This is a genomic window from Streptomyces sp. NPDC006134 (assembly GCF_040628835.1).
Lineage (GTDB): Bacteria > Actinomycetota > Actinomycetes > Streptomycetales > Streptomycetaceae > Streptomyces.
The window spans coordinates 75395-97897 of record NZ_JBEXTV010000031.1; the positions used below are offsets into that span (position 1 = coordinate 75395).

A 22503-nucleotide genomic window follows, 5' to 3' on the forward strand; every position below is an offset into this window, starting at 1 on the left:
GCGCCCGGTTCCGCGCCGGGTTCCGCCTCCGGCCCCGTACCCGGCCCCTTCGCCCTCCGCCCTCCGCCCGTGTACCGCGGCCGTGGTACACGGGCGAAGGGCCGTACTCCCGCAGGAGGGGCGGAGGTTCGGCCCCAGGGCCGCACCCGTTGTCGGTGGTGGCCCGTACCGTGGACGCATGGATCTTCGACTGCCCGGACTGCGGGCGCTGCGGGCGCTGCGCGGACCCCGGCGGCTGCTCGCCACCGTGGCCGCCGTGTCCGTCGCGGCCGTGCTCGCCGGTGCCGGTACGTGGACGGCCGTCGCCTCCGGCGACGCGCCCCCGGTGCACCGCACCGACCGGGTCATGGCCATGGGCGACGGGGTGCGCGTCGACACCTCGTACTTCACGGCCGGTCCCGCCGGCCGCCGCCCGGCCGTCCTGCTGGCGCACGGCTTCGGCGGCAGCAAGGCCGACGTGCGCGAGCAGGCGGAGCGCCTGGCCGAGGACGGGTACGCGGTGCTGACCTGGTCGGCGCGCGGCTTCGGCGGCTCGACGGGCAGGATCGGGCTGAACGCCCCGGACGGCGAGGTCGCCGACGTCTCCCGGCTGATCGACTGGCTGGCCGGGCAGCCCCAGGCGGAGCTCGACGGCGAGGGCGACCCGCGCGTGGGCGTGGCCGGCGCCTCCTACGGCGGCGCGGTCGCGCTGCTGGCCGCCGGGCACGACGACCGGGTGGACGCCGTCGCCCCGGCGATCACGTACTGGAACCTCGCCGACGCCCTCTTCCCGAACGGCGTGTTCAAGAAGCTGTGGGCCGGCCTCTTCGTCGATTCGGGCGGTGGATGCGACAGGTTCGAGCCCTTGCTGTGCCGGATGTACGAGCGGGTCGCCGCGTCCGGCACCCCGGACGCCGAGGCGCGCGCACTGCTCCAGGAGCGCTCCCCGTCCGCCGTCGCCGGCCGCATCGACGTGCCCACGCTGCTGGTGCAGGGCCAGTCCGACTCCCTCTTCCCGCTGGGCCAGGCCGACGCGGCGGCCCGGGCGGTCCGGGCCGGCGGCGCCCCCGTCGCCGTCGACTGGATCGCGGGCGGGCACGACGGCGGCGACCTGGAGACCGACCGCGTCCAGGCGCGCGTACGGGCCTGGTTCGACCGCTATCTGAAGGGCGATCAGGACGCCGGTACGGGCCCGGCCTTCCGCGTCACCCGCACCGGAGGCGTCGACTCCACCGACGGGCAGGCCCGGTTGCGGGGCGCGAGCGCGGACCGGTACCCGGGTCTGCGGAGCGGCCTGACGGACATCCCCCTCACCGGAGGCGAGCAGCGCTTCGCCAACCCTCCGGGCGGCAACCCGCCCGCCGTCTCCGCCCTGCCCGGCCTCGGCGGCGCCGCCGGCCTGGGCGGGCTGTCCTCGCTCGGCGCCGGGATCTCGCTCGACTTCCCCGGCCAGTACGCCCGGTTCGACTCCGCCCCCGTCACCGGCGACCTGCGCGTCACCGGATCGCCCACCGTCACCGTCCACGTGCGCTCCACCGCCGACGACGCCGTGCTCTTCGCGAAGGTGTACGACGTCGGCCCCGGCGACGCCCGCCCGGTCCTGCCCTCCCAGCTGGTCACGCCCGTCCGCGTCGAGGGCGCGCGGGCCGGCGCGGACGTGACGATCACCCTCCCGGCGATCGACCACGAGGTGGAGAAGGGCCACCGGCTCCGCCTGGTCCTCGCCTCCACCGACCTCGGCTACGCCTCCCCGGCGGCCCCGGCCACCCACACCGTCTCCCTCGAAAGCGGCCTGAGCGTCCCGACGGCGCCCGGCGTGACCACCGCCGCCGCCCCGCTGCCCGCGTGGGTGTGGTGGCTGCCGCTCGCCGGCGCGCTGATCGCGGCGGCCCTGCTGCTGACGGCACGCCGCCGCACCGCCGCCCCCGCCCCGGACCCGGCGCTCGCCGGCGTCCCCCTCCAGATCACCGGGCTGAGCAAGCGGTACGCGGGCTCGGCGGACCGGTACGCCGTGCGGGACGTGTCCTTCCGCGTGGAGAAGGGCCAGGTGCTCGGCCTGCTGGGCCCCAACGGCGCGGGCAAGACGACCACCCTGCGCATGCTCATGGGCCTGATCCGGCCGGACGCCGGCGAGATCCGCGTCTTCGGCCACGCCGTCCGGCCCGGAGCGCCCGTGCTGTCGCGGGTCGGCGCCTTCGTGGAGGGCGCGGGCTTCCTGCCGCACCTGTCCGGCCGGGAGAACCTGGAGCTGTACTGGCGGGCGACCGGCCGCCCGCCCGAGGACGCGCACCTGGACGAGGCCCTGGACATCGCGGGCCTCGGCGACGCGCTCGCCCGCGCGGTGCGCACCTACTCGCAGGGCATGCGCCAGCGCCTCGCCCTCGCCCAGGCCATGCTCGGCCTGCCGGAGCTGCTGATCCTCGACGAGCCGACCAACGGCCTCGACCCGCCCCAGATCCGCGAGATGCGCGAGGTGATGATCCGGTACGCCGCCGCCGGCCGCACGGTGATCGTCTCCAGCCACCTGCTCGCCGAGGTCGAGCAGTCCTGCACCCACCTGGTCGTCATGGACCGGGGCCGGCTCGTGCAGGCGGGCCCGGTCGGCGAGATCGTCGGCTCCGGCGACACGCTCCTGGTCGGCACCGGCGTCCCCGTGGCGGAACCCGTCACCGAGAAGATCGCCGCCCTGCCGGGCGTGGCCTCCGTCGTCCACACCGACGACGGGCTGCTGATCCGGCTCGGCACCGACGCCACCGCCTCCCGCCTGGTCGCCGAACTGGTCCGGCTGGAGGTGCCGGTGGAGTCGGTGGGCCCGCACCGCCGCCTGGAGGACGCCTTCCTCACCCTGATCGGAGGCTCCGCATGAGCCCGCTGACCGGACGAGCCGAACACCCCGGACACCCCGAAGCGCCCGGAGTGTCCGGAGCGCCTGAAGTACCCGGGGCACCCGGAGTGCCCGGTGGTCCGGCCTCCGCCGCATCCGCCCCCGGCTACCGGGCGTCCCGCACCCTGCCCCTGCGCGTGGAGCTGACCCGCCAGCTGGGGCGCCGCCGCACCCTGGTCATGGGCGCGATCCTCGCCGCCCTCCCGTTCGTACTGCTCGTCGCCTTCGCGGTCGGCGGCGAGCCGGACGGGCCCGACGGCCGGGTGACGCTGATGGACACGGCGACCGCGTCCGGCGCCAACTTCGCCGCCGTCGGCCTCTTCGTCTCCGCGGGCTTCCTCCTCGTCATCCCCGTCGCCCTGTTCTGCGGCGACACCGTCGCCTCGGAGGCGAGCTGGTCCTCCCTGCGCTATCTGCTGGCCGCGCCGGTGCCGCGCAACCGGCTGCTGGCGTCCAAGCTCGCCGTCGGACTCGGCCTCAGCCTGGCCGCGATGGTGCTGCTGCCGCTGGTCGCCCTCGCCGTCGGCACGGCCGCCTACGGCTGGGGCCCGCTGGCCCTGCCCACCGGCGGCTCGCTCGACCCGGGCACGGCGGCGCAGCGGCTGGTGGTGGCCGTGGCGTACCTGTTCGTGTCCCAGCTGGTCACCGCCGGACTCGCGTTCTGGCTGTCGACGAAGACCGACGCACCGCTCGGCGCGGTGGGCGGCGCGGTCGGCCTGACCATCGTCGGCAACGTGCTGGACGCCGTCACCGCCCTCGGCCACTGGCGCGACTTCCTGCCCGCGCACTGGCAGTTCGCCTGGGCGGACGCCCTGCAACCGCGCCCGGAGTGGTCCGGCATGATCCAGGGCGCGGCGATCTCCGTCACGTACGCGCTGGTGCTGTTCGCCCTGGCCTTCCGGGGGTTCGCCCGCAAGGACGTGGTGTCGTAGGCCGGTGGACCGGGGTGTCCGGCCGCGTGTCCATTAGGGCATTCGGTGGGGCATTCGGGTGAATTGGTCCGTGTCGCACCTTCGGTCAAGTTTCCTTCCCCGTCAATGTCTCGTTGGCAGGAGGCAGGTCATGGTGCGAGCCGTCGAAGCCGTGCTCGCTCGGCTCCGGCCGTCCTCGCAGGGCATGACCGCGGAGAAGGGGAAGCTGATGAAGAGGAGCGCTGCTGTCGCCACGAGCGCGGTCATGGCATCGGGCGGATCCGCCGCCCCGGCCTTCGCCGACGCGGAGGCCGAGGGTGCCGCCACCGGCTCCCGGGGTGTCCTGGCCGGCGATGCCGTCTAGGTGCCGGCGCACGTTCCGATCGACGTGCGCGGCAACACCGCGAGCGGCGTCGGCGCCCTGAATCCGGCGTACGGCGGCAAGCGCGAGAACGACCGACATCGTCCCGTACGAGCTGCCCGTCCGCGTCACGGCCGGCCCCGGCTCCCGTGTGTGCCAGGAGCCGGCCTTCCCATACCCACCAGCAGGAAGACAACGAGAGTGCGACAGACCCTGAGCAGGGGAGTGTTCGCCGTCGCTGCGACGAGCATTCTGTCCCTGTGCGGCAGCCCCGCCCTTGCCGACGCGAAGGCGGACGGGACGGCCCTGAACGTGCCGGACTCCCTGTCCGGCAGCGAGGCGCAGGCGCTGGACGAGGCGTCGGAGAACGCCTGTGGCGCCACGGCCGACGCGATCACCGCGGTGAGCCGGGCGTTCGGCCACGCCTGCGCGGACGACCCGGGAGAAACGCCCGGCGCCGACGGCTACGGCCACGCAGCGAAGGGCGACGACGGATTGCGGGCCTTCGCGTCGGCCCGGACCGAAGACACGGACGGCGGCAAGCCGGTGTCGACCGAGTCGTCGCTGCTCCCTTGTGACAGCGCGATTGGCGCGGTCGCCGCGGTGACGGGCGCGATCGCCGGCGTCTGCGCCGACGACGAGGGCGGCCACAACGGCGGTCACGGCGACGGCGGCGGTCACGGCGACGGCGGCGGTCATGGCCACGACGGTGGTTACGGCGATGGCGGCGGTTACGGCCACGATGGCGGTTACGGCCACGACGGTGGTTACGGCGATGGCGGCGGTTACGGCCACGACGGTGGTTACGGTGACGGCGGTGGTTACGGCCACGACGGCGGATACGGCGGAGACGAGGAGCCCCCGACGGCTCCTCCCGCGGATCACACGCCGCAGCCGGGTGACGAGGAAGAGCCCCCGCGGCCCGGAGACGACGGACAGGTGCCGCCGGCGGACGAGAAGGAGCCCCCGCGGTCGGGTGACAAGGAGGAGCCTTCGTCACCGGCGGACGAGGAGACGCCGCCCGCCGGTGACGACTCCCCCTCCCTGCCGCGGACCGGCAGCGGGCCGGTCGCCGGCACCGCCGCCGCGAGCGCCGCGCTGATCACCGGCGGAATCGCGCTCTACCGCAGGGGACGGCGCGTCACGTCCCACGGATAGGGCCTCGGCCCCTCACGAACGACGCCCCCGGCACCAGGTGTGCCGGGGGCGTCGCGCTGTCCGGCACACCTGGTGCCGGACAGCGCGGTGGGCACCGGTCAGCGGTGGCCCGTCAGGTCGGCCGGGTCCACCGGGTCGGTCACGTCCACCGGGGTGGCCTGTCCGGGCACCGCGGGTGCCGGCGTCGCCGGGTGTACCGTGTCCGCCTCCGCCTCCGCCTGGCCGGGCGTAGTCCCCGCCTCCTGTCCGCGCTCGTGTCCGTGCTCCTGCCTGTGCTCCTGTCCATGCTCGTGCCCACGCCGCGGCCGCCGTAGCAGCCGGCCCGCGACATGGCGGCCCCACAGCGCCCACAGCGCCCGGCCGGGCGCCCGGTCGTCGCGGGCGTGCCAGGCCAGTTCCCGCCCCGCGGGCGCCGGGCGCAGGGCGGTCAGCGGCGCGTAGTTCTCCACCACGAACACCCGCCCCGGCACCGGCTCCCCGCCGGGCAGCGGCCGGTGGGTCAGATCCAGGTGCAGGGCCCGTACGACGTCCAGGCCGGTGCGGTCGGTGAAGAGCCGGAACTGGGCGCCCGGGCGGGGATTGAAGTCGAGCAGGTGGGGCCGCCCCGTCGTGCCGCAGCGGCGGAAGTCCAGGTCGAAGATGCCCCGGTAGCCCAGCGCGCCGGTGATCCGCTCGGTGAGCTCCCGCACCTGTGGGTCCGGTGTCCAGCAGCCGGCCGCCGTCAGGCCGGCACCGCGCGGCCGGGCCCGCGTCTTGCGGCCGGTCCCGCCCGCGCGCAGGGCGCCGGTGCGGTCGACGTACCCGTGGGCGAACCAGTCGCGGTCCGCGCCGGGCGGCAGGAATGCCTGGAGCAGCAGCCGGCAACCCGCCTCCCCGGACCGCCCGTACAGCTCCCGCGCCTCCTGTGCCGAGCGCACCAGCACCGTGCTGCGCAGCCCGCTGCCCGTGGGCAGCAGCCAGGGCCGGCTCCACTTCGCCACCACCGGCAGCCCGAGCCGGCAGGCGGCCGAGGCGGCCTCCGCCGGGCTGTCCGGCACCACCGTCACCGGGTGCGGAACGTCCAGGGAGGCGCACACCCCGGCCAGTTCCGCCTTGTCGGCGACGCGCTCGGGCAGCGCGCCCGGCAGGGCGGGCAGCAGGTAGTCGGGTGCCAGCTCCGCGCGCATCCGCGCCACGGCGAGGGCGCTCGCGTCGTCCATCGGGACCAGGACGGCCGGAGACGCGATCCGGGCGGCGACGCGGCGCAGCACGTCCGCGATCTCGGCCGGGGACGCCCCGGGCGGCGGCGGGGCGTACACCTGCCGTACGAAGCGGGACGCGCCGACGGGGCTTTGCGCGCAGTCGGCGACCACGTGCACCGCCAGCCCCGCCCGGCCGAGCGAGCGCACGGCACCCAGCGTTCCATGGTGAAAGGGATTCCGGTCGACCCGCAGCAGTACGGCGGGGACGCGGGTGTCGAACAGCGACACGGGATTTCTTCCTTCGGGTCGGACGAGTGCGGATCACCGGTGCGGGCGACCGTGACACCCGAAAGCCGTAGCGACGGTGGCGTGAATGCCTTTCATATGACTGACTGTCAATCAGGAAAAACCGGAAGGGTTTCCGGCGGACAGCGGAGGAGGCGGCTGGAATGCGCCGGACAGCTCCTGGGAATTCGGCAGTACGAAACGGGAAGAGAGCCGGCATGTCCCCACAGCAGCCATGGGCCCGGTCCGGTCGGCTGGTGTTCGTCGCGGCGGCGGTCGCCGCCTCGGCCACCCTGGCCACGGGCCCGGGATTCGCAGCGGGCACGGGTCCGGTCCGCGCCGCCGCGCCCCTCGCCCCCGCCCCGGCGCTGCCCGCGTCCCCGCACGGCTCGGTCGCCGGTGCCCCCGCGGTGGACCCGGACCCCGCGGCGCCCGCCGTCCCGGCGGCACCGGCAGTCCAGCTGGTCCCCCTCGTCCCGGCAGCATCGCCGACTCCGGCGGCACAGCCGGGTCCGGCAGTACCACTGGCCCCGGCGGCATCCCCCGTCCCGACGGCACCGCCAGCCCAGGCGGTACCACTTGTCCCGGCGGCACCGCCCGTCCCGCCCGGCCCGCAGGTTCCCCAGCCCCCACCGGCCACGGACGGACTGAAGGAGCCGAGGGACCCGAGGGACCCGAGGGACCCGAGAGATCCCAGAGATCCCAGGGATCCCAGAGATCCCAAGGACCCCAGAGACCCGAAGGACCCCAAGGAACCGAAGGACCCCAAGGACCCGAAAAGCGATTTCCCCGCCTTCGGCGCCTACCTCCACTACGGTCCGGCCGGGGTGAAGCGGATGGACCGGCTCAGCCAGTGGCTGGGCGGTGCCGAGCTGCGGGTCGGCCACACCTACCTCCCGGGCGACCGCTGGAGCAACATCGCGGGCGCCCCCGGCTTCCTCGAGGAGTGGGCCGGCTGGCGGACCCGCGGCGCCGACCGGATGTTCGTCCTCAACGTGCCCATGCTGGAACGGAACGAGGAGGGGGTCCCGGACCGCGAGGTGCGCCGGCTGCTGCGCGAGGGCGCGGCCGGGCGGTTCGACCACCACTTCCGCGCGCTCGCCGAGCGGCTGGTCCGGCTGGGCGTGCCGGACACGGTGATCGTGCTCGGTTGGGAGATGAACGGCACCACGTACACCCATCGCTGCGGACCGGACCCTCAGGCCTGGAAGACGTACTGGAACAGGATCGTCACCACCATGCGCGCGGTGCCGGGCCAGAAATTCCGGTTCGATTTCACGCCGAACCGCGGCCGGGACGCCATTCCGTGGACGGAGTGCTACCCGGGGGACGCCACGGTCGACATCATCGGCATGGACGCGTACGACCAGCCGCGCGGCATGCCGTTCGACGAACAGGTGGAAGAGCCCTACGGACTCCGGGCGCACGTCGAATTCGCGAAAGCCCACGGCAAGCCCATCTCCTATCCCGAATGGGGCCTCTTCCGCAACGGCGACAACCCCGCGTACGTGAAGGGCATGCTCGCGTGGATGGACGAGCACAGACCCCTGTACAACACGCTGACGGACTACTGCCCCCACGGTGTGTGGCAGTGCGACGACAACCCGCGGTCGTCCGCCGTCTACCGGTCCGTCCTCTTCGGCCGCACCGGCGAGCCCGCCACGCCACCGGCCCAGGTGCCCACCCCGGCCCCGGTCCCGGTCCCGACGGCGCCCCGGCCCACCCCGCAGCCGGCCCGGCCCCCGGCCGGCTGCTCGCCGCTGGAGCTGGGCGACTGGGTGGAGTACTGGATCGGCGGGAAGCTCTGCCTCCGTCTCGACTGGTGGTCGCGCCTCCGGTGACACCCGGACGGCGGCGGGTTCCGTCACGGCCCGCCGCCTTCGCGCTCCCGCCACCGCCGCAGCAGCTCCTTGCCCCGCCGCCGCGCGGCGTCGCCGCCGAGCGCCGCCGACAGCAGCGGGGCCGTGCGCCGCCGGGCCAGCAGCAGCCGCCGGTTCACCACCGGCTCCGGACGCCAGTGGTGCTTGTACGGCTCGTTGCCGCGCAGCAGGCTCAGCGTGCCGCCGCCCCGGCCCCCGTCCCCGAGGTGCCCGGCACAGGCGTCCAGCAGCATCACCGCCACGTCCGCCTTGCACTCCCGCAGGCGGGGATGGGCGCCGTACAGATAGCCGCCCGCGAGCGCCGGGGACAGCAGCGTCACGTCCACGGCCACCACCTCGTCCGCCATCCGGAACTCGGTGACCACCGCGTCCCCCGAGCGCACCATCGGCCCGACGGCCCGCACCAGATGCTCGCGGAACCGCGGCCTGAGGTGCTCGCCCGTCACCTTCCGCCCCTGCCACTGCAGCCGGTGCAGCTCCAGCAGGCGCCCCAGGGCCGCGTCCACCTCCTCGGGGAGGACGGCACGGCTCTTGACGCCCAGGGCGTCCAGTTTGCGCAGCTTGGCCCGTACCCGCTGCTGTGCCTTCGCCGACGGCAGCCGGGCGATCAGCTCGGCCATCGGTACGGCGGGCAGCTCCAGGCAGAGCGAGTCGTCCACCCGGCGCCGGGGCCCGCGCCAGCGGTCGTAGACGCGTTCGGCCGCGCCGCCGGGCCGGACCTCGCGCAGGTCGACCAGGGCGGTGCGGGCGGCGGCGGACAGGCCCTCGGTCAGCGCGGTCACGGCCGCCTCCCCGCGCTCGTCGTCCACCAGCACGTCCCCGTAGTCGGAGAGGGACCCGCCCAGCGGCACCAGCGCGGGCAGCGGGCGCGTCACGCGCATCAGCGGCGCCGCGGCGGCCAGTTCGCGGCCCTCGCGGACCAGCAGCAGCCGCAGCCGGCCGCGGCGGCCGTAGGACAGCCACCACGAGTGCAGCCAGGCGTGGCTCTGGAACGGCGTCGCCGTCGCGCACCGCCGGTGCAGCCGGGCCCAGTCGGCGGACAGTGCGGCGAAGGCGCGCTCGTCGGTGACCACTTCGGTGGTGTACGCCGGGTACGTCACAGCTGCCCGCGGACGTCGGTGGCGGAAGCGGGCGCGGGCACGGCGGCCGGGCGCCCGTGCGCCCCGGCGGACCGGCGCGGCCGGGCCAGCAGCGCGAGCCCGGCGAGCAGGCCGCCCGCGCTCGCGCCGACCAGGCCGGTCACCGCGGCGGAGGCCGAGGACGGCTCGGTGGGCTCGGTGGCGCGGGCGAACTGCCGGAGCTTCACATGGGTGGCGCCGGAGGCGGTGCCCGCGTGCCGGGTCAGCGCCCGGGAGACGGCGTTGGCCATGTCGGCGGCCAGATCGGGCCGGGCGGAGGTGGCGGTGACCGCGACCATCGGCGCGTCCGGCGACGTCGCCGTGCGCACGCTCTCCTTCAGCGTCGCCACCGGTACGCCCGCCCACACCTGCGCGTCGCCGAGCACCGCGAGCTGGGTGGCGACCCGGCCGTAGGCCTGCGCGAAGCCCAGCGCGGACGCCGGGTCGGAGTCCTTCGCCGGTACGGCGACGACGTAACTGGTCGCCGTGTACGCCGGTGTCCTGGCCAGGCCGTAGCCGCCGCCGAGCAGGCCGCCGGCGAGGGCGCCGGCCACCAGGAGCGACCAGGGCGGCAGGGTCCGGGCGCGGGCCCGGGTGAGAGCCCGGACGGCGGCGGTGGCGCGGAGGGGGCCGGCGGATGCGGGGGCGGGAGCGGGGGTGGGGGCGGGGGCCGGGGGGTGCTCGGTGCCGGGCTCGGCGCCCTTGCCGGCCCGGGGGCCGTCACCGGACCTGTTGTCGGACCAGGTCTCGGCCCTGTTGTCGGACCAGTTGTCGGTCCTGTTGCCGGTTCTGTTCTCGGTCACGTTCTCGGTCATGCGGAGCTGACTCCCTGGGGTGCCGGGGACAACGAGGGCTGCGCGAGGGCGGTGGCGTACACGTCCATCAGCCGGGAGGCGCTGCGGGTGATGCAGTAGCGGCGGGCGGCCTCGGGTGCGGTCCGCGGGCCGGGGCCGGCCGCGTGGACCTCGGCCAGGGCGCGGGCGAATTCCTCGTCGCCGCCGTGGACGCGCCGGGCGCCCGGGGCGGTGTGCGGGGGCAGGTCCTCCAGCGCCGGGCAGGAGGCGTACAGCACCGGCAGCCCGGACGCCAGGCCCTCCACGGCCGCCAGCCCGAACGCCTCCTCGCGGGACGGCGAGGCGAGCACGTCCATCGCACAGGCCAGCGACGGCAGGTCGGGGCCCGGGGAGCGGTCGGGGAGGTAGGGCCGTTCTCCGGTGAACAGCACACGGTCGGCGACGCCCGCCTCGCGGGCGGTGCGCCGCAGGACGTGCTCCTCCGGGCCGCCGCCGACCAGCATCAGCCAGCAGTCGCCGGGCAGGCGGGACAGGGCCCGCACGAGGACGTCGAACCGTTTGCCGGGGGCGAGCCGGCCGATGCCGCCGACGACGAACGCGTCGTCCGGCAGCCCGAGGCGGCGCCGGGTGTGGTGCCGCCGCCGCGGGTCGAAGCGGAAGCGGGCCAGGTCGATGCCGTTGGGGACGACCTCGATGCGGGGCGCGGGCACGCCCCAGCGCCGCAGCCGGCCGGCGACGGCGGGGGAGACGGCGACCGTGGCACTGCCCAGGCGCTCCCCGGCCAGGTACAGGGCGCGCACCCCCGGCGTCAGCGGGCGGCCCTCCATCTGGGTCTCGCCCAGGGAGTGCTCGGTGGCGACGACCGCGCGGACGCCCGCCAGGCGTGCGGCGAGGCGGCCGTAGAGGCAGGCGCGGTAGAGGTGGGTGTGGACGAGGTCGTAGCCGCCGGCGCGGATGAGGCGGGCCAGGCGGGGCAGCGCGGCCAGGTCGCGGTTTCCGCTCATGCCGAGGTGGACCACGCGCACCCCGTCGGCGGTCAGCCCGTCGGCGACCGGGCCCGGGTTGGTGAGCGTCACGACGTCGCAGTCGACGGGCAGATGGCGCAGCAGCAGCCGGAGCTGCTGCTCGGCGCCGCCGACGCCGAGACCGGTGATGACGTGCAGGGCCTTCACGCGGACACCCCCTCAGATCCCCGCCACCGGGCGTCGGCGCAGCCGGTGCAGCCGGGTCTTCAGCAACAGCCGCACGGCCGTGTCCCGCTGCCCGACGTGCGCCCGCGGCAGGGCGTACGGGCCGGTCAGCGGGCCGGGGTCGATGGCGCAGGCGTACGTGTACCCGGCCTCCCGTACGGCGTCGGCGGCGCGCCGGTCGACCGTGCCGTACGGGTAGCAGAACCCGGCGACCGGGGCGCCGGTCAGTTCCGCGAGCCGCGCCCGGCTGCCGGCGACCTCGGCGCGCAGCGCGGCGTCGTCCGCCTTCGTCAGGTCCACGTGGGTCAGTCCGTGGGAGCCGATCTCCACGCCCTCGGCGGCGGCGTGCCGGATGCCGTCGGCGGTCAGCAGCGGCTTGCGCGGGCCCAGCGGGTCCCAGGCGTTGTCGCCGCCGAGCCGGCCCGGCAGCACGAACAGGGTGGCCCCGCACCCCCAGCGCCGCAGCACCGGCAGCGCGTGCTCGGTGAAGTCGGCGTACCCGTCGTCGAAGGTCAGCCCGACCAGGTCCCGGCCCTCGCCCCGGGCGCGCGCGGCGAGCAGCTCGCCCACGGACACCCCGCGCAGCCCGCGCCGCCGCAGCCAGCCGAGCTGCGCGTCCAGCCGGGCGGGCGTGACCGTGATGCGGTACGGGTCGTCGGTGCAGTCGCCGACGGAGTGGTACATCGCCACCCAGGGCACGGGGGCGGGGCGGCGGCCCCCTCGGGCGCCGGGCCGGGGACGGGGGAACGCGTCGACGGAACCGGCGGGACCGGCGGGACCGGCGGGACTGGCGGGACTGGCGGGACTGGCGGGGACCGGTGAACCCGGTGAACCCGGTGAACCCGGGGCCGCGGGGAAACCGGCGGAATCAGCGGAATCAGCGGAACCTGTGGAAACAGCCATGCGGGAGCCTTCGGGAGAGGACGGAACGGAGGGAACGGAGGGAGGAGAGCGCGGCGGTGACGCCCTGGACGCCCAGGGCCCGGCCGAGCAGCACGAAGACGGCCGTGACGGTCAGGGCGCCCGCGGCCAGGCCGAGGGCGGGGGAGCCGAACCGGCCCGCGGCCAGCGTGCCCGCCGCGGTGGCGCCCGCCGCCGCCCCCACCGGCCCGGCGAGCCGGCCCAGCACGCGCCGGACGCGGACGGGGACGCTCCGCTCGCCCATCCCGGCGAGCAGCAGCGCCGCGGTGACGGTGATGCCGGCCGCGTTGGCCGCCGCGATGCCCGTCACGCCCCAGGAGCCCGCGGTGCACGCGCCGATCCCGGCGGTGGCCGCGATGCCGACGGCCATCGCGCCGAGCGGGTACCAGCTGGCGCGGCCGGCCGAGAAGTAGGAGCGGGCCAGCGCGCCCACCACGGTCTGGCCGAGCAGCCCGAGGGCGTACACGCGCATCACGCCCGCGGTCGCCGCCGTGTCGTGCGCGGTGAACGCGCCCCGCTGGAAGAGCAGGTGGACGATCTGCGGCGCGCAGGCGACGACCATGGCCGCGCCCAGCAGCACCACGCACGCGGCCACGGCCACGTCCCGCTCCACCCGGGCGCGGGCCCGCGCGGTGTCGCCCTCGGCCAGGGCCCGCGCCACCACCGGGAAGGTGACCGTGCACAGCATCAGCGACAGCGTCATCGGGATCTGGGCGACCTTCTGCGCGTAGTTGAGGTGCGAGATGGCACCGGCGGGCAGCCCGGAGGCGAGGAACCGCTCGATGAGCACCTGGGACTGCCGGCACAGCGCGAACAGCAGCACGGTGGCGAACAGGGCGGCGGCCGGCGCCGCCGCCGCCCCGCCGCCCGCCGCCGCCTCCGCCCGCTCCGCGTCGGCGTCCCGCCGCCGCAGCTGCCGCAGCAGCGACGGCAGCTGGGTCGCCACCATCAGGCAGCCGCCCGCCGCGACCCCGACCGCCGCCGACCGCACGCCCAGCCGCTCGCCGAGGACGAACATCGCGGTGATGATGCCGGTGTTGTAGGCGACGTAGATGGCCGCCGGTGCCAGGAAGCGGCGGTGCGCGCGCAGGGCGGCGGAGCAGTACCCGGCCAGCCCGAAGCTCAGCACGCAGGTCGCGGTGAGGCGGGTGCACTCCACCGCGAGGGCGTGGTCGGGCAGGCCCGGGGCGAGGGCCCGCACCAGCTGGGGCGCGAGGACGGCGGCCAGCGCGGCGACCGCGGCGAAGGCGAGCGCCAGCCGGGGCAGGGTGGTGGCGACCAGGGCGCGGACCGGGTCGCCCGGGGCGCCCTGCGCGCGGCGGGCCAGAGCCAGGCTGAACATCGGGATCAGCGCGAACGCCAGCCCGTCCTCGATCAGCAGCGTGGCCGCGAACTCGGGCACCGTCCACGCCACCAGGAACGCGTCCGTTTCGCTCCCCGCCCCGAACAGCCGGGCCAGCGCCTGGTCCCGGGCCAGGCCCAGCACGGACGCGGCGACCGACAGCGCGGCGGTGAGCAGGGTCGCGCGGGCGAGGAAACCCCGGGAGTTCCCGGCCTGTTCGGCCCCGGCCACGTCCGGCGCGGCGGCATCCGACGCGGCGGCATCCGGCGCGGCCACGCCCGGCGCGGCGGCGTCCGGCACGGCAGCGTCTGACGCGGCGGCATCCGGCGCGGCGACGTCCGGCGCGGCAGCGTCTGACGTGGCAGCATCCGGCGCTGCGGCGGCCCGGACCGTCGGCACGGCCGCCGCACCGCCGGCCCGGGAAGGCGTCACGGTCATCGCGCCGGTGCCCCCTCCGGCCCGGCGGCGACCGTCCGGACCTCGTCGGCCCCGGTCCCAGCCGCGGCCTCTGCGCCGCCCTCCACCGCGGCCCCCTCCACCGCGGCCCCCTCCACCGCGGCCCCCTCCACCGCGGCCCCCTCCACCGCAGCCCCCTCGCCACCGCCCCCGAAGGCCCACCGGGCCGCCAGGCCGAGGCTCACCGCGGTCAGCACGGTCGAGGGTCCGCCGATGTCGGCGTACGCGAAGTTCGTCAGCTGCCACACCAGCAGCCCGCACGCGACCAGCCCGCAGTCGAGCGCGTCGGCCCCGCGCCGTCCGGGCTTCCGCACATGCCACACCCTCCGCACCCCGCACACCAGCAGGGCGAGCCAGCTCCCGGCGAGCGCGAGCAGCCCCGACAGGCCCTGTTCGGCGAGGATGAGCAGGTACATGTTGTGCGGCGACAGCAGCGGCTGCCGGCGGAAGCCCGCACCCGCGCCGTCCGTGTCGCTGCCCGAGGACAGCGCCAGCGAGGCGTGCGCGTCCCGGTGCTCGGGGAACCCCTTCAGCCCCACGCCGCCCAGTGGCCGCTCGCGCCACATGTCCCCGGCCGCCGCCCACAGGGAGTACCGGTCGGTCACCGACTGGTCGGGGGCGTCGGCGACCCGCGTGATGCTGTCGAGGCGCTCCTGGAGCATCGCCGTACCGAGCCCGAACCCGCCCACCAGGACCACGCTCGCCGCGGCCACGCCCGCCCCCACCGCCAGCGCCCGCCGCGCCCCGGACAGCAGCAGCAGCGTCGCGCACGCCACCGCCGTGGCGATCCACGCCCCCCGGCTGAAGGAGACGGCGAGCGGCAGCACCAGCGCCACCGCGCACCCGGCGGCCGGCACCCGCTGCCGCACCGGCGTGCGGCCCAGCGCCAGCCCGAGCGCCGCCACCAGCCCGAGGGAGACGACCGTCGCCATCCCCATCACGTCCTGCGGCCCGAAGGTGCCCACCGCCCGGACCTGCTCCCCCTGGTAGGAGGCGCCGGTCCCGGTGGCGTACTGGTGCACGCCGACCGCCCCCTGCCACAGCGCCAGCCCCACCAGCGACCAGGCGAGCAGCCGTACGTCGCGCCGCCCGCGCACCAGCAGCACGACGGCCGCCGGGAGGAGCACGAAGACCTGGAGGTAGCGGCCGAGCCCGGTGAGCCCGGCGCCGGGGGAGGGCGCGTGCAGGGCGGCGAGGGCGAGTCCGGCCACGGGCAGGGCGAACACCACGGCCGCCGTGCGGGGCAGGGGGCGCCGCCGGTCCCGTACCACCCGGACCGCGCCGTACAGCACCGCCAGCGCGGAGGCCGCGTCGGCGGGATGCGCCCCGCCTGCTCCGCCCGGTGCGAGCGGCAGCGCGAGCAGGGCGATCACGGCAGCCACGGCCAGCGCGGGCGGCAGCGTCCGCGTGCCGGGAAGGCCGGGGCGCCGGGGGAGGGACAGGGCGTGGCTCACCGCGTCAGCTCCCGGTGGGGCGCACGAGCGTGGCGGCCGTGCGCAGCAGGATGCAGACGTCCTGCCACAGCGACCAGTTCTCGATGTAGGCGTTGTCGAAGCGGGCCCGGTCCTCGATGGAGGTGTCCCCGCGCAGCCCGTGGATCTGGGCGAGCCCCGTGATGCCGGCCGGCATCCGGTGGCGGGCCGCGTAACCGGGGTAGGTCTCGCTGAACTGCTTGACGAAGTAGGGGCGTTCGGGGCGCGGGCCGACCAGGCTCATGTCGCCGCGGAACACGTTCCACAGCTGGAGCAGCTCGTCCAGCGAGGTCCGGCGCAGGAAGCGGCAGAACCACGGCATGCGCCGCTCGTCCGCCACGCTCCACCGGGTCGCCGACTCGTGCTCGTCCACCGGCCGGTGGGTGCGGAACTTCAGCAGGGTGAACGGCTTCCCGCCCTGCCCGACGCGCACCTGCCGGAACACCACCCCGGGCCCCTCGCTGACCCGCAGCACCACCGCGCACACCAGCAGCAGCGGGCTGACCGCCAGCAGCAGCACCCCGGACACCACCACGTCCAGCACCCGCTTGCCGGCGCCACCGCCCGGCCACCCCGCCCCCGGCTCCAGCCGCCGGCAGAGGAACCCGGCGATCCGGTCACGGCGCGCGTGCGGCCCGTACCACCTGTACGACCCGTACCACCTGTACGACCCGTACCACTTGTACGACCCGTGGGACGCGGACGACGCGGACGACCCGTAGGGCGTGGACGACCCGTAGGGCGCGGATGACGCGTAGGACGGGGACGACGCGTAGGACGGGGACGACGCGTACGACGCGTACGACGGGGATTCGGCGTCGACCTCCCACACCGCGCAGCCCGACTCGGCGAACACCCGCAGCAGCGGCGCCTGCCGCGTCCGTGCCGACGGATCCACGACCAGCACGTCCCGGACGCCGTTCTGGACGATCGCCCGCCGCACCTCCTCGTCGGTGGCCAGCACGGGCAGCGCCTCGGCGCCGTCCGCGGCCTCTTCGGGCGTGGCGGTCTCTCGCGCCTCGCCGGCCACGACGCCCACCGGGCGCACCCCGCAGCGCGGGTGGCGCAGCACCGCCGCGGCCACACGCTGCGCCGTCCGGACGGGCCCGACGACGAGCGCGGTGCGCGGGTGGTTCAGCAGCGCCGCCCGGCGCCGCCCGTGCACGGCACCGCGGCCCGCGCAGCTCGCCGCCGCCTGCACGGCGCAGCCGAGGAGCAGGTCGCGGGCGGACAGCGCCTGGTGCGGGGCGTACGCCGCCACCAGCGCGGCCAGCGCCAGCCAGCCGACGGCGATCCGGCCGCAGACGGCGGGCAGTTCGTCCAGGACGCCGTCCGGCGTGTACGGCAGGCCGCGCGGGCGCAGCAGCAGCGTCGCCGCCACCAGCAGGACCGCGTACAGCGGGCGGTGCGGGACGCCGGTGAGCGCCAGCGCGCCCAGGAGGGCCGCCGTGCCGTCCGCGGCGAGCAGCGGCAGCCGGGACGGCGGCCGCGCCGCGGGGCGTTCGGAGGGGAGCGGGACCCCGCCGCCGGCGGTGCGCGGCGGCAGGACCGAGACGGGGGAGAGCCCCAGGTCCCGCGGTTGCCCGGCGGGAGGGGGGACGGTGCTTTCCGCGGTCACGAGTGGATGGACTCCCTGTACTGGGTGGGTACGGCGGACGGGCCTGTGTCCGGCCCGCCGCCGAGCAGTTCGCCGTACACGGCCGCGACGGCCTGCGCCGTGTGCCGTACGTCGTGTGCGGACACCACGTGCGCCCGCCCCCGACGGGCCGCCGACGCGCGCAGTGCCGGGTCGAGCAGCAGCGCGGCGACGGCCCCGGCCAGCGCCGCCGGATCCTCGGAGGGCACGAGGCAGTGCGGCGCGAGCGCGGGCGGCAGGAGCTCACGCGCGCCGTCCACGTCGGTCACCACCACGGGTGTCCCGCAGGCCATGGCCTCCAGCGGGGCGAGGGCCATGCCCTCCCAGCGCGACGGCAGCACGACCACGTCGGCGGCCCGGTACCAGCCGGCGGCGTCGGCGACGGCCCCGGCGAACCGCACGGACGCCGGGGCGAGCGCCCGCAGCCGCGCCCGGTCCGGCCCGTCGCCGACCAGCACCAGCCGGGCTCCGGGGACCTGTTCGGCGATCCGGTCCCACGCCGCGATCAGGACGTCCTGCCCCTTCTGCCGGCACAGCCGCCCCACGCAGACCACGAGCGGGTCCCGCGGACCGGTGTCCGCGAGGAGCGAGGGCCGGACGGCGGCGCCGGGGCGGCCGGGGCGGAAGCGGTCCGGGTCGATGCCGTTCGGCACCACCGCCCACCGCCCGCGGATTCCGGCCGCCTCCCCCCGGCGCCGCTCCGCCTCGCTGACGCACACCACCCGCGCGGCCCACCGCGCCGCCCACCGCTCCCAGCCGAGCGCGAGGGCGGCGGTGACCCCGCCGACCGCCTCGAACGACCAGGCGTGCGGCTGGAACACGGTCGGGATCCGCCCCCGCACGGCGAGCCGCCCGGCGAGACCGGCCTTCGCGCTGTGCGCGTGCACCAGGTCCGGCCGCACGTCCTCGATCACCCGCGCGAGCCGCCGCACCTCCCCGCCGAGCGAGGGTCCCGGCGAGCGCGTCGCCCGCCACGGGCGTACGTCCGCGCCCAGCGAGCGCAGCGCGGCGGCGAGGGAACCGTCCGGGCAGGCGACCGCGACGTGCAGCCCGGCGGCGAGCTGGGCCCGCGTCAGGTCCGTCACGACACGGGCGACCCCGCCGTCCACGGGCTGGGTGAGGTGAAGGACCCGCGGCGCAGGGTCGGTCGCTGGCAGGGACATGCGCGGTTTCCTCGCTCACGGATGGCGCTCGGGACGGGCGGGAACGCGCCGCGGGCGGCCGCCCGAGTGCGGTGCGCCGGCACGGAAGAGGGGGTGTGCCGGCACGGGGTGCGTCGGACGGTGTGCCACCCTAGTCGCAATTCGGACGAATGTGACGAAACCGGGCAAGTGTGTCGACTGGGGCGAGAGGGGTGTGCCCGGGGACCGGCGGGGCGGGCCCCGCGGGACCGGCGGACGCCCCTCGCGGAATCACTCCACCGGTGGCCCGGCCCGGAGAACGCCCTGCACCGACGCTGTGCCGGGCGTTCGCCCGGATGGGCGCGCCGGCCCCGAGGAGTACCTCTCCGCGCACCTCTCCCTGCCGCGTGCCGCGAAGGGCCTGGTCCCGGCCTCCATCGCCACCGCGATCGCCGCGGACTCCCGGGGGCGCCGCCCGGTGACGTCGTGCGGGCCCCGGTGCGCGTTCCGGCGGACATCCGCGGCGACTTCGCGTGTGCGGGACCTCCGCGCGCCGTCCGCCCGCTGCCCCGAATGGGGGCCGGTGGGTACGGGCCGGGGCGCGGACCCCGGCAGGCCGTCTCAGCAGGTACGGGGAGGCCGCCGCGGCACCCGGGCGGCCACCCGGCGCGACGGTTCGGTTGCAGAGCGCGAAGGCGGCTCCCACGGTGGCAACAAGACCCTGCACACCACCGAAAGGAACCCCCATGCGTCTGCCCGCACGGCGAATCGCCACCTCCGCGCTCTGCGCCACCCTCCTGCTCGGCGTCACCGGGCCGGTGGCGATGGCGGCCGACGGCGATTCGGACCGGGAACGCACCCGCGCGGCGTCCCGGGCGCCGCTGCCCGGCGCCGACGAGCTCAACGCCCAGATCCAGGCACTCAGCGGCCTGGGCGGTGTGGTCACACCGGTCACCCGACTGCTCGGCGCCGTCCTCAAGGCCGACGACGGCCGCCTCACCGCGCAGCAGGCGGAGCAGCTCGGCAACGCCGTCGACGCGGCCATCGACGAGGCCGTCGCCAAGGTTGAGGCGACGGGCACGCCGACCAGGACGGACGCGGCGACACCGGGCACGACCACGCCGGGCACGACCACGCCGGGCACCGCGGTCCCCGGGGTGAACACGCCGGCCCAGCCGCCCGCCGTCGCCCAGCCGCCGGTCGTCGCCCAGCCGCCCGCCGTCGCCCGGCCGAACGGCGACGCGCCGGTCACCACGCTGCCGGCTCCGTTCGCCCCGGCCGCCCCGGCGCAGGCCGCCCAGGCCCAGGCCGACAGCGGCGGTCTCATCGGCACGGCGCTCGACGCGCTGCGGCAGGCGATCGACGCCCTGCTCGGTGCCAGCACGACGGGCCGGCCCGAACAGGTGACCCCGGCCGCCGCCGACGTGGTGACCGACGTGGTCAACGTCGCCGCGGCCACGCTGGTCGACGGCGGACTGCCCGCTCCCGACCTGGCCGGGCTGCCGCCGCTGCCCGCCGCGCCGAACGCCCCGGCCCCGGCGAACGCCCTGCCGAACGCACCGGCGAACGCGCCGGCGGACCCCTCCTGACGGAGCCGGCCCCACAGGCCGTCGCACCTGCTCTCCCGGGCAGGCGCGACGGCCTTTCCGGTTCCCGCTCGTATTCCTGCTCGACCCCTTGCTCGACCTCTTGCTCGACTCCCCTTTCGGTTTCTCTCTCGACTTCCCTCTCGGCCTCTGCCCGGATTCCGGATCGCGGTTTTCCCCGCAATCTTCCAGAGATCTCATACGAGGATGGGAAAGGCCGACGAGACGCACCCTGCCTTCGGGTGGGGTGCGGAAATCCCGGGGGCGCACGGGGTTTCCGGTCCGCTCCGGCCTCGTTGGGCACGGCGACGGAATTCTCCGTGGTGACGAGAGTCGCCGAAGGAGCCGAGGAAAGGAATCCCATGAACTCCCTGAAGGCCGCCGCTGTCCTCGCCGGATCCGTGGTCCTCGCCGGCACTGCCACGCCCGCGTTCGCCCACAACGACCTCACCAAGCTCACGCACTCCCTCGACAGCGCCGCGCGCGTGATCACCGAGCGCCCGGTCCTCTCCATGCCGGTGCAGCCCCGGACGGAAGCGCTCAGCACCGAGAACAAGGGATCCGCGCTGCACACCACGAAGGGCGTGACCAACCAGCTGAACGAGCCGGGCGCCCTGCTCGGCGGCCTGCCGCCGAAGGGCTGACCCCGTTCACCGTCACCGGCAGAACGAACCGGACGAGGAGCACGCACATGGTCGTCAGCGAGGGCGGAGCACCACGGCGCGCGGAACGGGAACCACGTGAACCGGTGGACCCGGCAGGGGGCGGTCCCGCGCGCACCGGGCGCCGCGGGCTGCTGCGCCGGCTGTTCGTCCCCGCTCTCGCCGCGGCACTCGCTCCCGTGGTCGCCGCCTCCCGGCCCTCCGGCAGCTCCGGCAACTCCGGCAGCTCTGGCCGTTCCGGGCCCTCCCGGCCGGTGCGGCCGGCCCCGGCCGGTCCCGTGGAGGGTCCGGACCGCGCCGCCTTCGACGAGACCTACCTCGGCCGCCGCATCCGCGGCGACAGGCCCGCGGGCGCCACCGGCACCTGGCACGTCACCGTGGACGACCGCCCGCTGCACCTGATGCGCCGCGCCGACGGCACCTGGCTCAGCGTGGTCGACCACTCCCGTTCGTACCCCACCCCGCTGGCGGCGACCCGCGCGGCCGTCGAGGAACTGACACCCGGGCAGCGGCTGCGCGAGACGGACGGCGGACACGGAGACGAGCACGGAGACGGACACGGACACGGACACCCGGGAGGCCGGCGTGGTGTACACCCGTAAGGACGTCAGCACCCTCACCCGCGACGAGCGGCAGCGGTTCGTCCGGGCCCTGCTGGAACTCAAACGCCGCGGCGAGTACGACGAGTTCGTGCGCATGCACATCGAGCACTTCGTCCCCGACGGCGAGGCCGGGCTGCGCACGGCCCACATGACGCCGTCCTTCCTGCCCTGGCACCGGCAGTTCCTGCTGGAGCTGGAGCGGGCGCTGCAGCGGGTGGACCCGTCGGTCTCCGTGCCGTACTGGGACTGGACCAAGGACCGCGGCACCACCTCCGCGCCCTGGACCGACGACCTGCTCGGCGGCAACGGGCGGCCCTCGGACCACCAGGTGACGACCGGGCCGTTCGCCTACGCGGAGGGCAACTGGACCCTGAAGCGGAACGTGACCGACACCGAGTTCCTCACCCGGGACCTCGGCCGCCGCCGCGACCCGATCCAGCTGCCGGACAAGAGCGACCTGGAATGGGCGCTGAAGGACCCCGTCTACGACACCGAGCCGTGGGACTCGACGGCCTCCAAGGGGTTCCGCAACAAGCTGGAGGGGTGGGGGCCCGGGCACGGCAGCGCCTCCTGGCGCAACCACAACCGGGTGCACCGCTGGGTCGGCGGGGTCATGCTCGGCGGCGCCTCCGTGAACGACCCGGTGTTCTGGCTGCTGCACGCCTTCGTCGACCTGCAGTGGTCCCGCTGGCAGAGCCGCCACCCCGGCGCCCGCTACCTGCCGGACCGGCCGCCCGGCCCGGGCAGCGCGCAGCACGGCCGGATCGTGGCCCGGCAGGAGAAGCTGCCGCCGTGGGACGTGACGCCGGAGGAGCTGGAGGACCACAGCCGGTTCTACCGGTACGGGTGAGGGAAGGGCCGTCATGCGGAAGCGGCCCCGGGGGGGCGGCCGCGCCCGGGGGGCCCGGGGGTGGGTGGGGTGGATGGGGCGCGCGACGGCCCGGGCGGGCAGCGCACTGAAATC

The 22503-nt window shown here is 76.2% G+C and carries 17 protein-coding genes and 1 pseudogene; 9 read left to right on the forward strand and 9 right to left on the reverse strand.

What is annotated here, in order from left to right; all coding sequences use genetic code 11:
* Positions 1–178 precede the first annotated feature (178 nt).
* From ABZ340_RS21200 to ABZ340_RS21215, 4 genes and pseudogenes are all read left to right on the forward strand, one after another.
* Positions 179–2845, forward strand: coding sequence for an alpha/beta fold hydrolase (locus tag ABZ340_RS21200; RefSeq protein WP_358783343.1), 2667 nt, complete (start codon positions 179–181; stop codon positions 2843–2845).
* Between the two features lie 86 nt (positions 2846–2931).
* Entirely contained in the window at positions 2932–3795 is an 864-nt protein-coding gene (locus tag ABZ340_RS21205) for an ABC transporter permease (protein ID WP_358783344.1), read from the forward strand.
* A 208-nt stretch (positions 3796–4003) separates the two neighbouring features.
* Positions 4004–4213 (forward strand): annotated as a pseudogene (locus ABZ340_RS21210) (chaplin); the annotation flags it as partial.
* A 123-nt stretch (positions 4214–4336) separates the two neighbouring features.
* Complete coding sequence (locus ABZ340_RS21215; RefSeq protein WP_358783360.1) at positions 4337–5293, forward strand: chaplin; 957 nt, start codon at positions 4337–4339, stop codon at positions 5291–5293.
* 98 nt (positions 5294–5391) lie between these two features.
* On the opposite strand, the gene ABZ340_RS21220 is transcribed toward ABZ340_RS21215, so the two are convergent.
* The gene (locus ABZ340_RS21220) at positions 5392–6762 is read right to left on the reverse strand and encodes an ATP-grasp domain-containing protein (RefSeq protein ID WP_358783345.1); all 1371 of its coding nucleotides are present in this window, start codon (positions 6760–6762) and stop codon (positions 5392–5394) included.
* Positions 6763–7220: 458 nt separating this feature from the next.
* On the opposite strand from ABZ340_RS21220, the gene ABZ340_RS21225 reads away from it, so the two are divergent.
* A complete protein-coding gene (locus ABZ340_RS21225) occupies positions 7221–8600 on the forward strand; it encodes a glycosyl hydrolase (RefSeq protein ID WP_358783361.1) in 1380 nt (459 codons plus the stop codon).
* A gap of 23 nt (positions 8601–8623) precedes the next feature.
* On the opposite strand, the gene ABZ340_RS21230 is transcribed toward ABZ340_RS21225, so the two are convergent.
* The 8 genes from ABZ340_RS21230 to ABZ340_RS21265 all read right to left on the reverse strand — a co-directional run bounded on the left by ABZ340_RS21230 (position 8624) and on the right by ABZ340_RS21265 (position 18731).
* Positions 8624–9739, reverse strand: a complete 1116-nt coding sequence (locus ABZ340_RS21230) for a GNAT family N-acetyltransferase (protein WP_358783346.1) — start codon at positions 9737–9739, stop codon at positions 8624–8626.
* Positions 9736–10332: a lipopolysaccharide biosynthesis protein gene (locus ABZ340_RS21235; protein ID WP_358783362.1), complete on the reverse strand. Its 597-nt coding sequence runs from the start codon at positions 10330–10332 to the stop codon at positions 9736–9738. Before ABZ340_RS21235 ends, ABZ340_RS21230 begins: the two co-directional genes overlap by 4 nt.
* A 236-nt stretch (positions 10333–10568) precedes the next feature.
* Positions 10569–11723, reverse strand: a complete 1155-nt coding sequence (locus ABZ340_RS21240; protein ID WP_358783347.1) for a glycosyltransferase — start codon at positions 11721–11723, stop codon at positions 10569–10571.
* A 12-nt stretch (positions 11724–11735) separates the two neighbouring features.
* Complete coding sequence (locus tag ABZ340_RS21245; RefSeq protein WP_358783348.1) at positions 11736–12425, reverse strand: polysaccharide deacetylase family protein; 690 nt, start codon at positions 12423–12425, stop codon at positions 11736–11738.
* A 193-nt stretch (positions 12426–12618) separates the two neighbouring features.
* Complete coding sequence (locus ABZ340_RS21250) at positions 12619–14442, reverse strand: lipid II flippase MurJ (RefSeq protein WP_358783349.1); 1824 nt, start codon at positions 14440–14442, stop codon at positions 12619–12621.
* The gene (locus ABZ340_RS21255) at positions 14439–15914 is read right to left on the reverse strand and encodes an O-antigen ligase family protein (protein ID WP_358783350.1); all 1476 of its coding nucleotides are present in this window, start codon (positions 15912–15914) and stop codon (positions 14439–14441) included. Before ABZ340_RS21255 ends, ABZ340_RS21250 begins: the two co-directional genes overlap by 4 nt.
* Before the next feature lie 4 nt (positions 15915–15918).
* Positions 15919–17550 (reverse strand): sugar transferase, encoded by a 1632-nt coding sequence (locus ABZ340_RS21260; protein WP_358783351.1) that lies wholly within the window; start codon positions 17548–17550, stop codon positions 15919–15921.
* On the reverse strand, positions 17547–18731 hold the full coding sequence (locus tag ABZ340_RS21265) for a glycosyltransferase (protein ID WP_358783352.1): 1185 nt from the start codon (positions 18729–18731) through the stop codon (positions 17547–17549). Before ABZ340_RS21265 ends, ABZ340_RS21260 begins: the two co-directional genes overlap by 4 nt.
* Before the next feature lie 704 nt (positions 18732–19435).
* On the opposite strand from ABZ340_RS21265, the gene ABZ340_RS21270 reads away from it, so the two are divergent.
* From ABZ340_RS21270 to ABZ340_RS21285, 4 genes are all read left to right on the forward strand, one after another.
* On the forward strand, positions 19436–20278 hold the full coding sequence (locus ABZ340_RS21270; protein WP_358783353.1) for a hypothetical protein: 843 nt from the start codon (positions 19436–19438) through the stop codon (positions 20276–20278).
* Positions 20279–20637: 359 nt separating this feature from the next.
* Positions 20638–20919: a hypothetical protein gene (locus ABZ340_RS21275; RefSeq protein WP_358783354.1), complete on the forward strand. Its 282-nt coding sequence runs from the start codon at positions 20638–20640 to the stop codon at positions 20917–20919.
* Positions 20920–20966: 47 nt separating this feature from the next.
* Positions 20967–21539 (forward strand): tyrosinase family oxidase copper chaperone, encoded by a 573-nt coding sequence (locus ABZ340_RS21280; RefSeq protein WP_358783355.1) that lies wholly within the window; start codon positions 20967–20969, stop codon positions 21537–21539.
* Positions 21523–22389, forward strand: a complete 867-nt coding sequence (locus tag ABZ340_RS21285; protein WP_358783356.1) for a tyrosinase family protein — start codon at positions 21523–21525, stop codon at positions 22387–22389. Before ABZ340_RS21280 ends, ABZ340_RS21285 begins: the two co-directional genes overlap by 17 nt.
* Positions 22390–22503 lie beyond the last annotated feature (114 nt).

What these genes read in the sequence shown, in the direction of transcription:
- ABZ340_RS21200 (WP_358783343.1), top strand. Translation starts at nt 179, where the DNA reads ATGGATCTTCGACTGCCCGGACTGCGGGCGCTGCGGGCGCTGCGCGGA.
- ABZ340_RS21245 (WP_358783348.1), bottom strand. Translation starts at nt 12,425, where the DNA reads ATGTACCACTCCGTCGGCGACTGCACCGACGACCCGTACCGCATCACG.
- ABZ340_RS21250 (WP_358783349.1), bottom strand. Translation starts at nt 14,442, where the DNA reads ATGACCGTGACGCCTTCCCGGGCCGGCGGTGCGGCGGCCGTGCCGACG.
- ABZ340_RS21265 (WP_358783352.1), bottom strand. Translation starts at nt 18,731, where the DNA reads ATGTCCCTGCCAGCGACCGACCCTGCGCCGCGGGTCCTTCACCTCACC.
- ABZ340_RS21270 (WP_358783353.1), top strand. Translation starts at nt 19,436, where the DNA reads ATGCGTCTGCCCGCACGGCGAATCGCCACCTCCGCGCTCTGCGCCACC.
- ABZ340_RS21275 (WP_358783354.1), top strand. Translation starts at nt 20,638, where the DNA reads ATGAACTCCCTGAAGGCCGCCGCTGTCCTCGCCGGATCCGTGGTCCTC.
- ABZ340_RS21280 (WP_358783355.1), top strand. Translation starts at nt 20,967, where the DNA reads ATGGTCGTCAGCGAGGGCGGAGCACCACGGCGCGCGGAACGGGAACCA.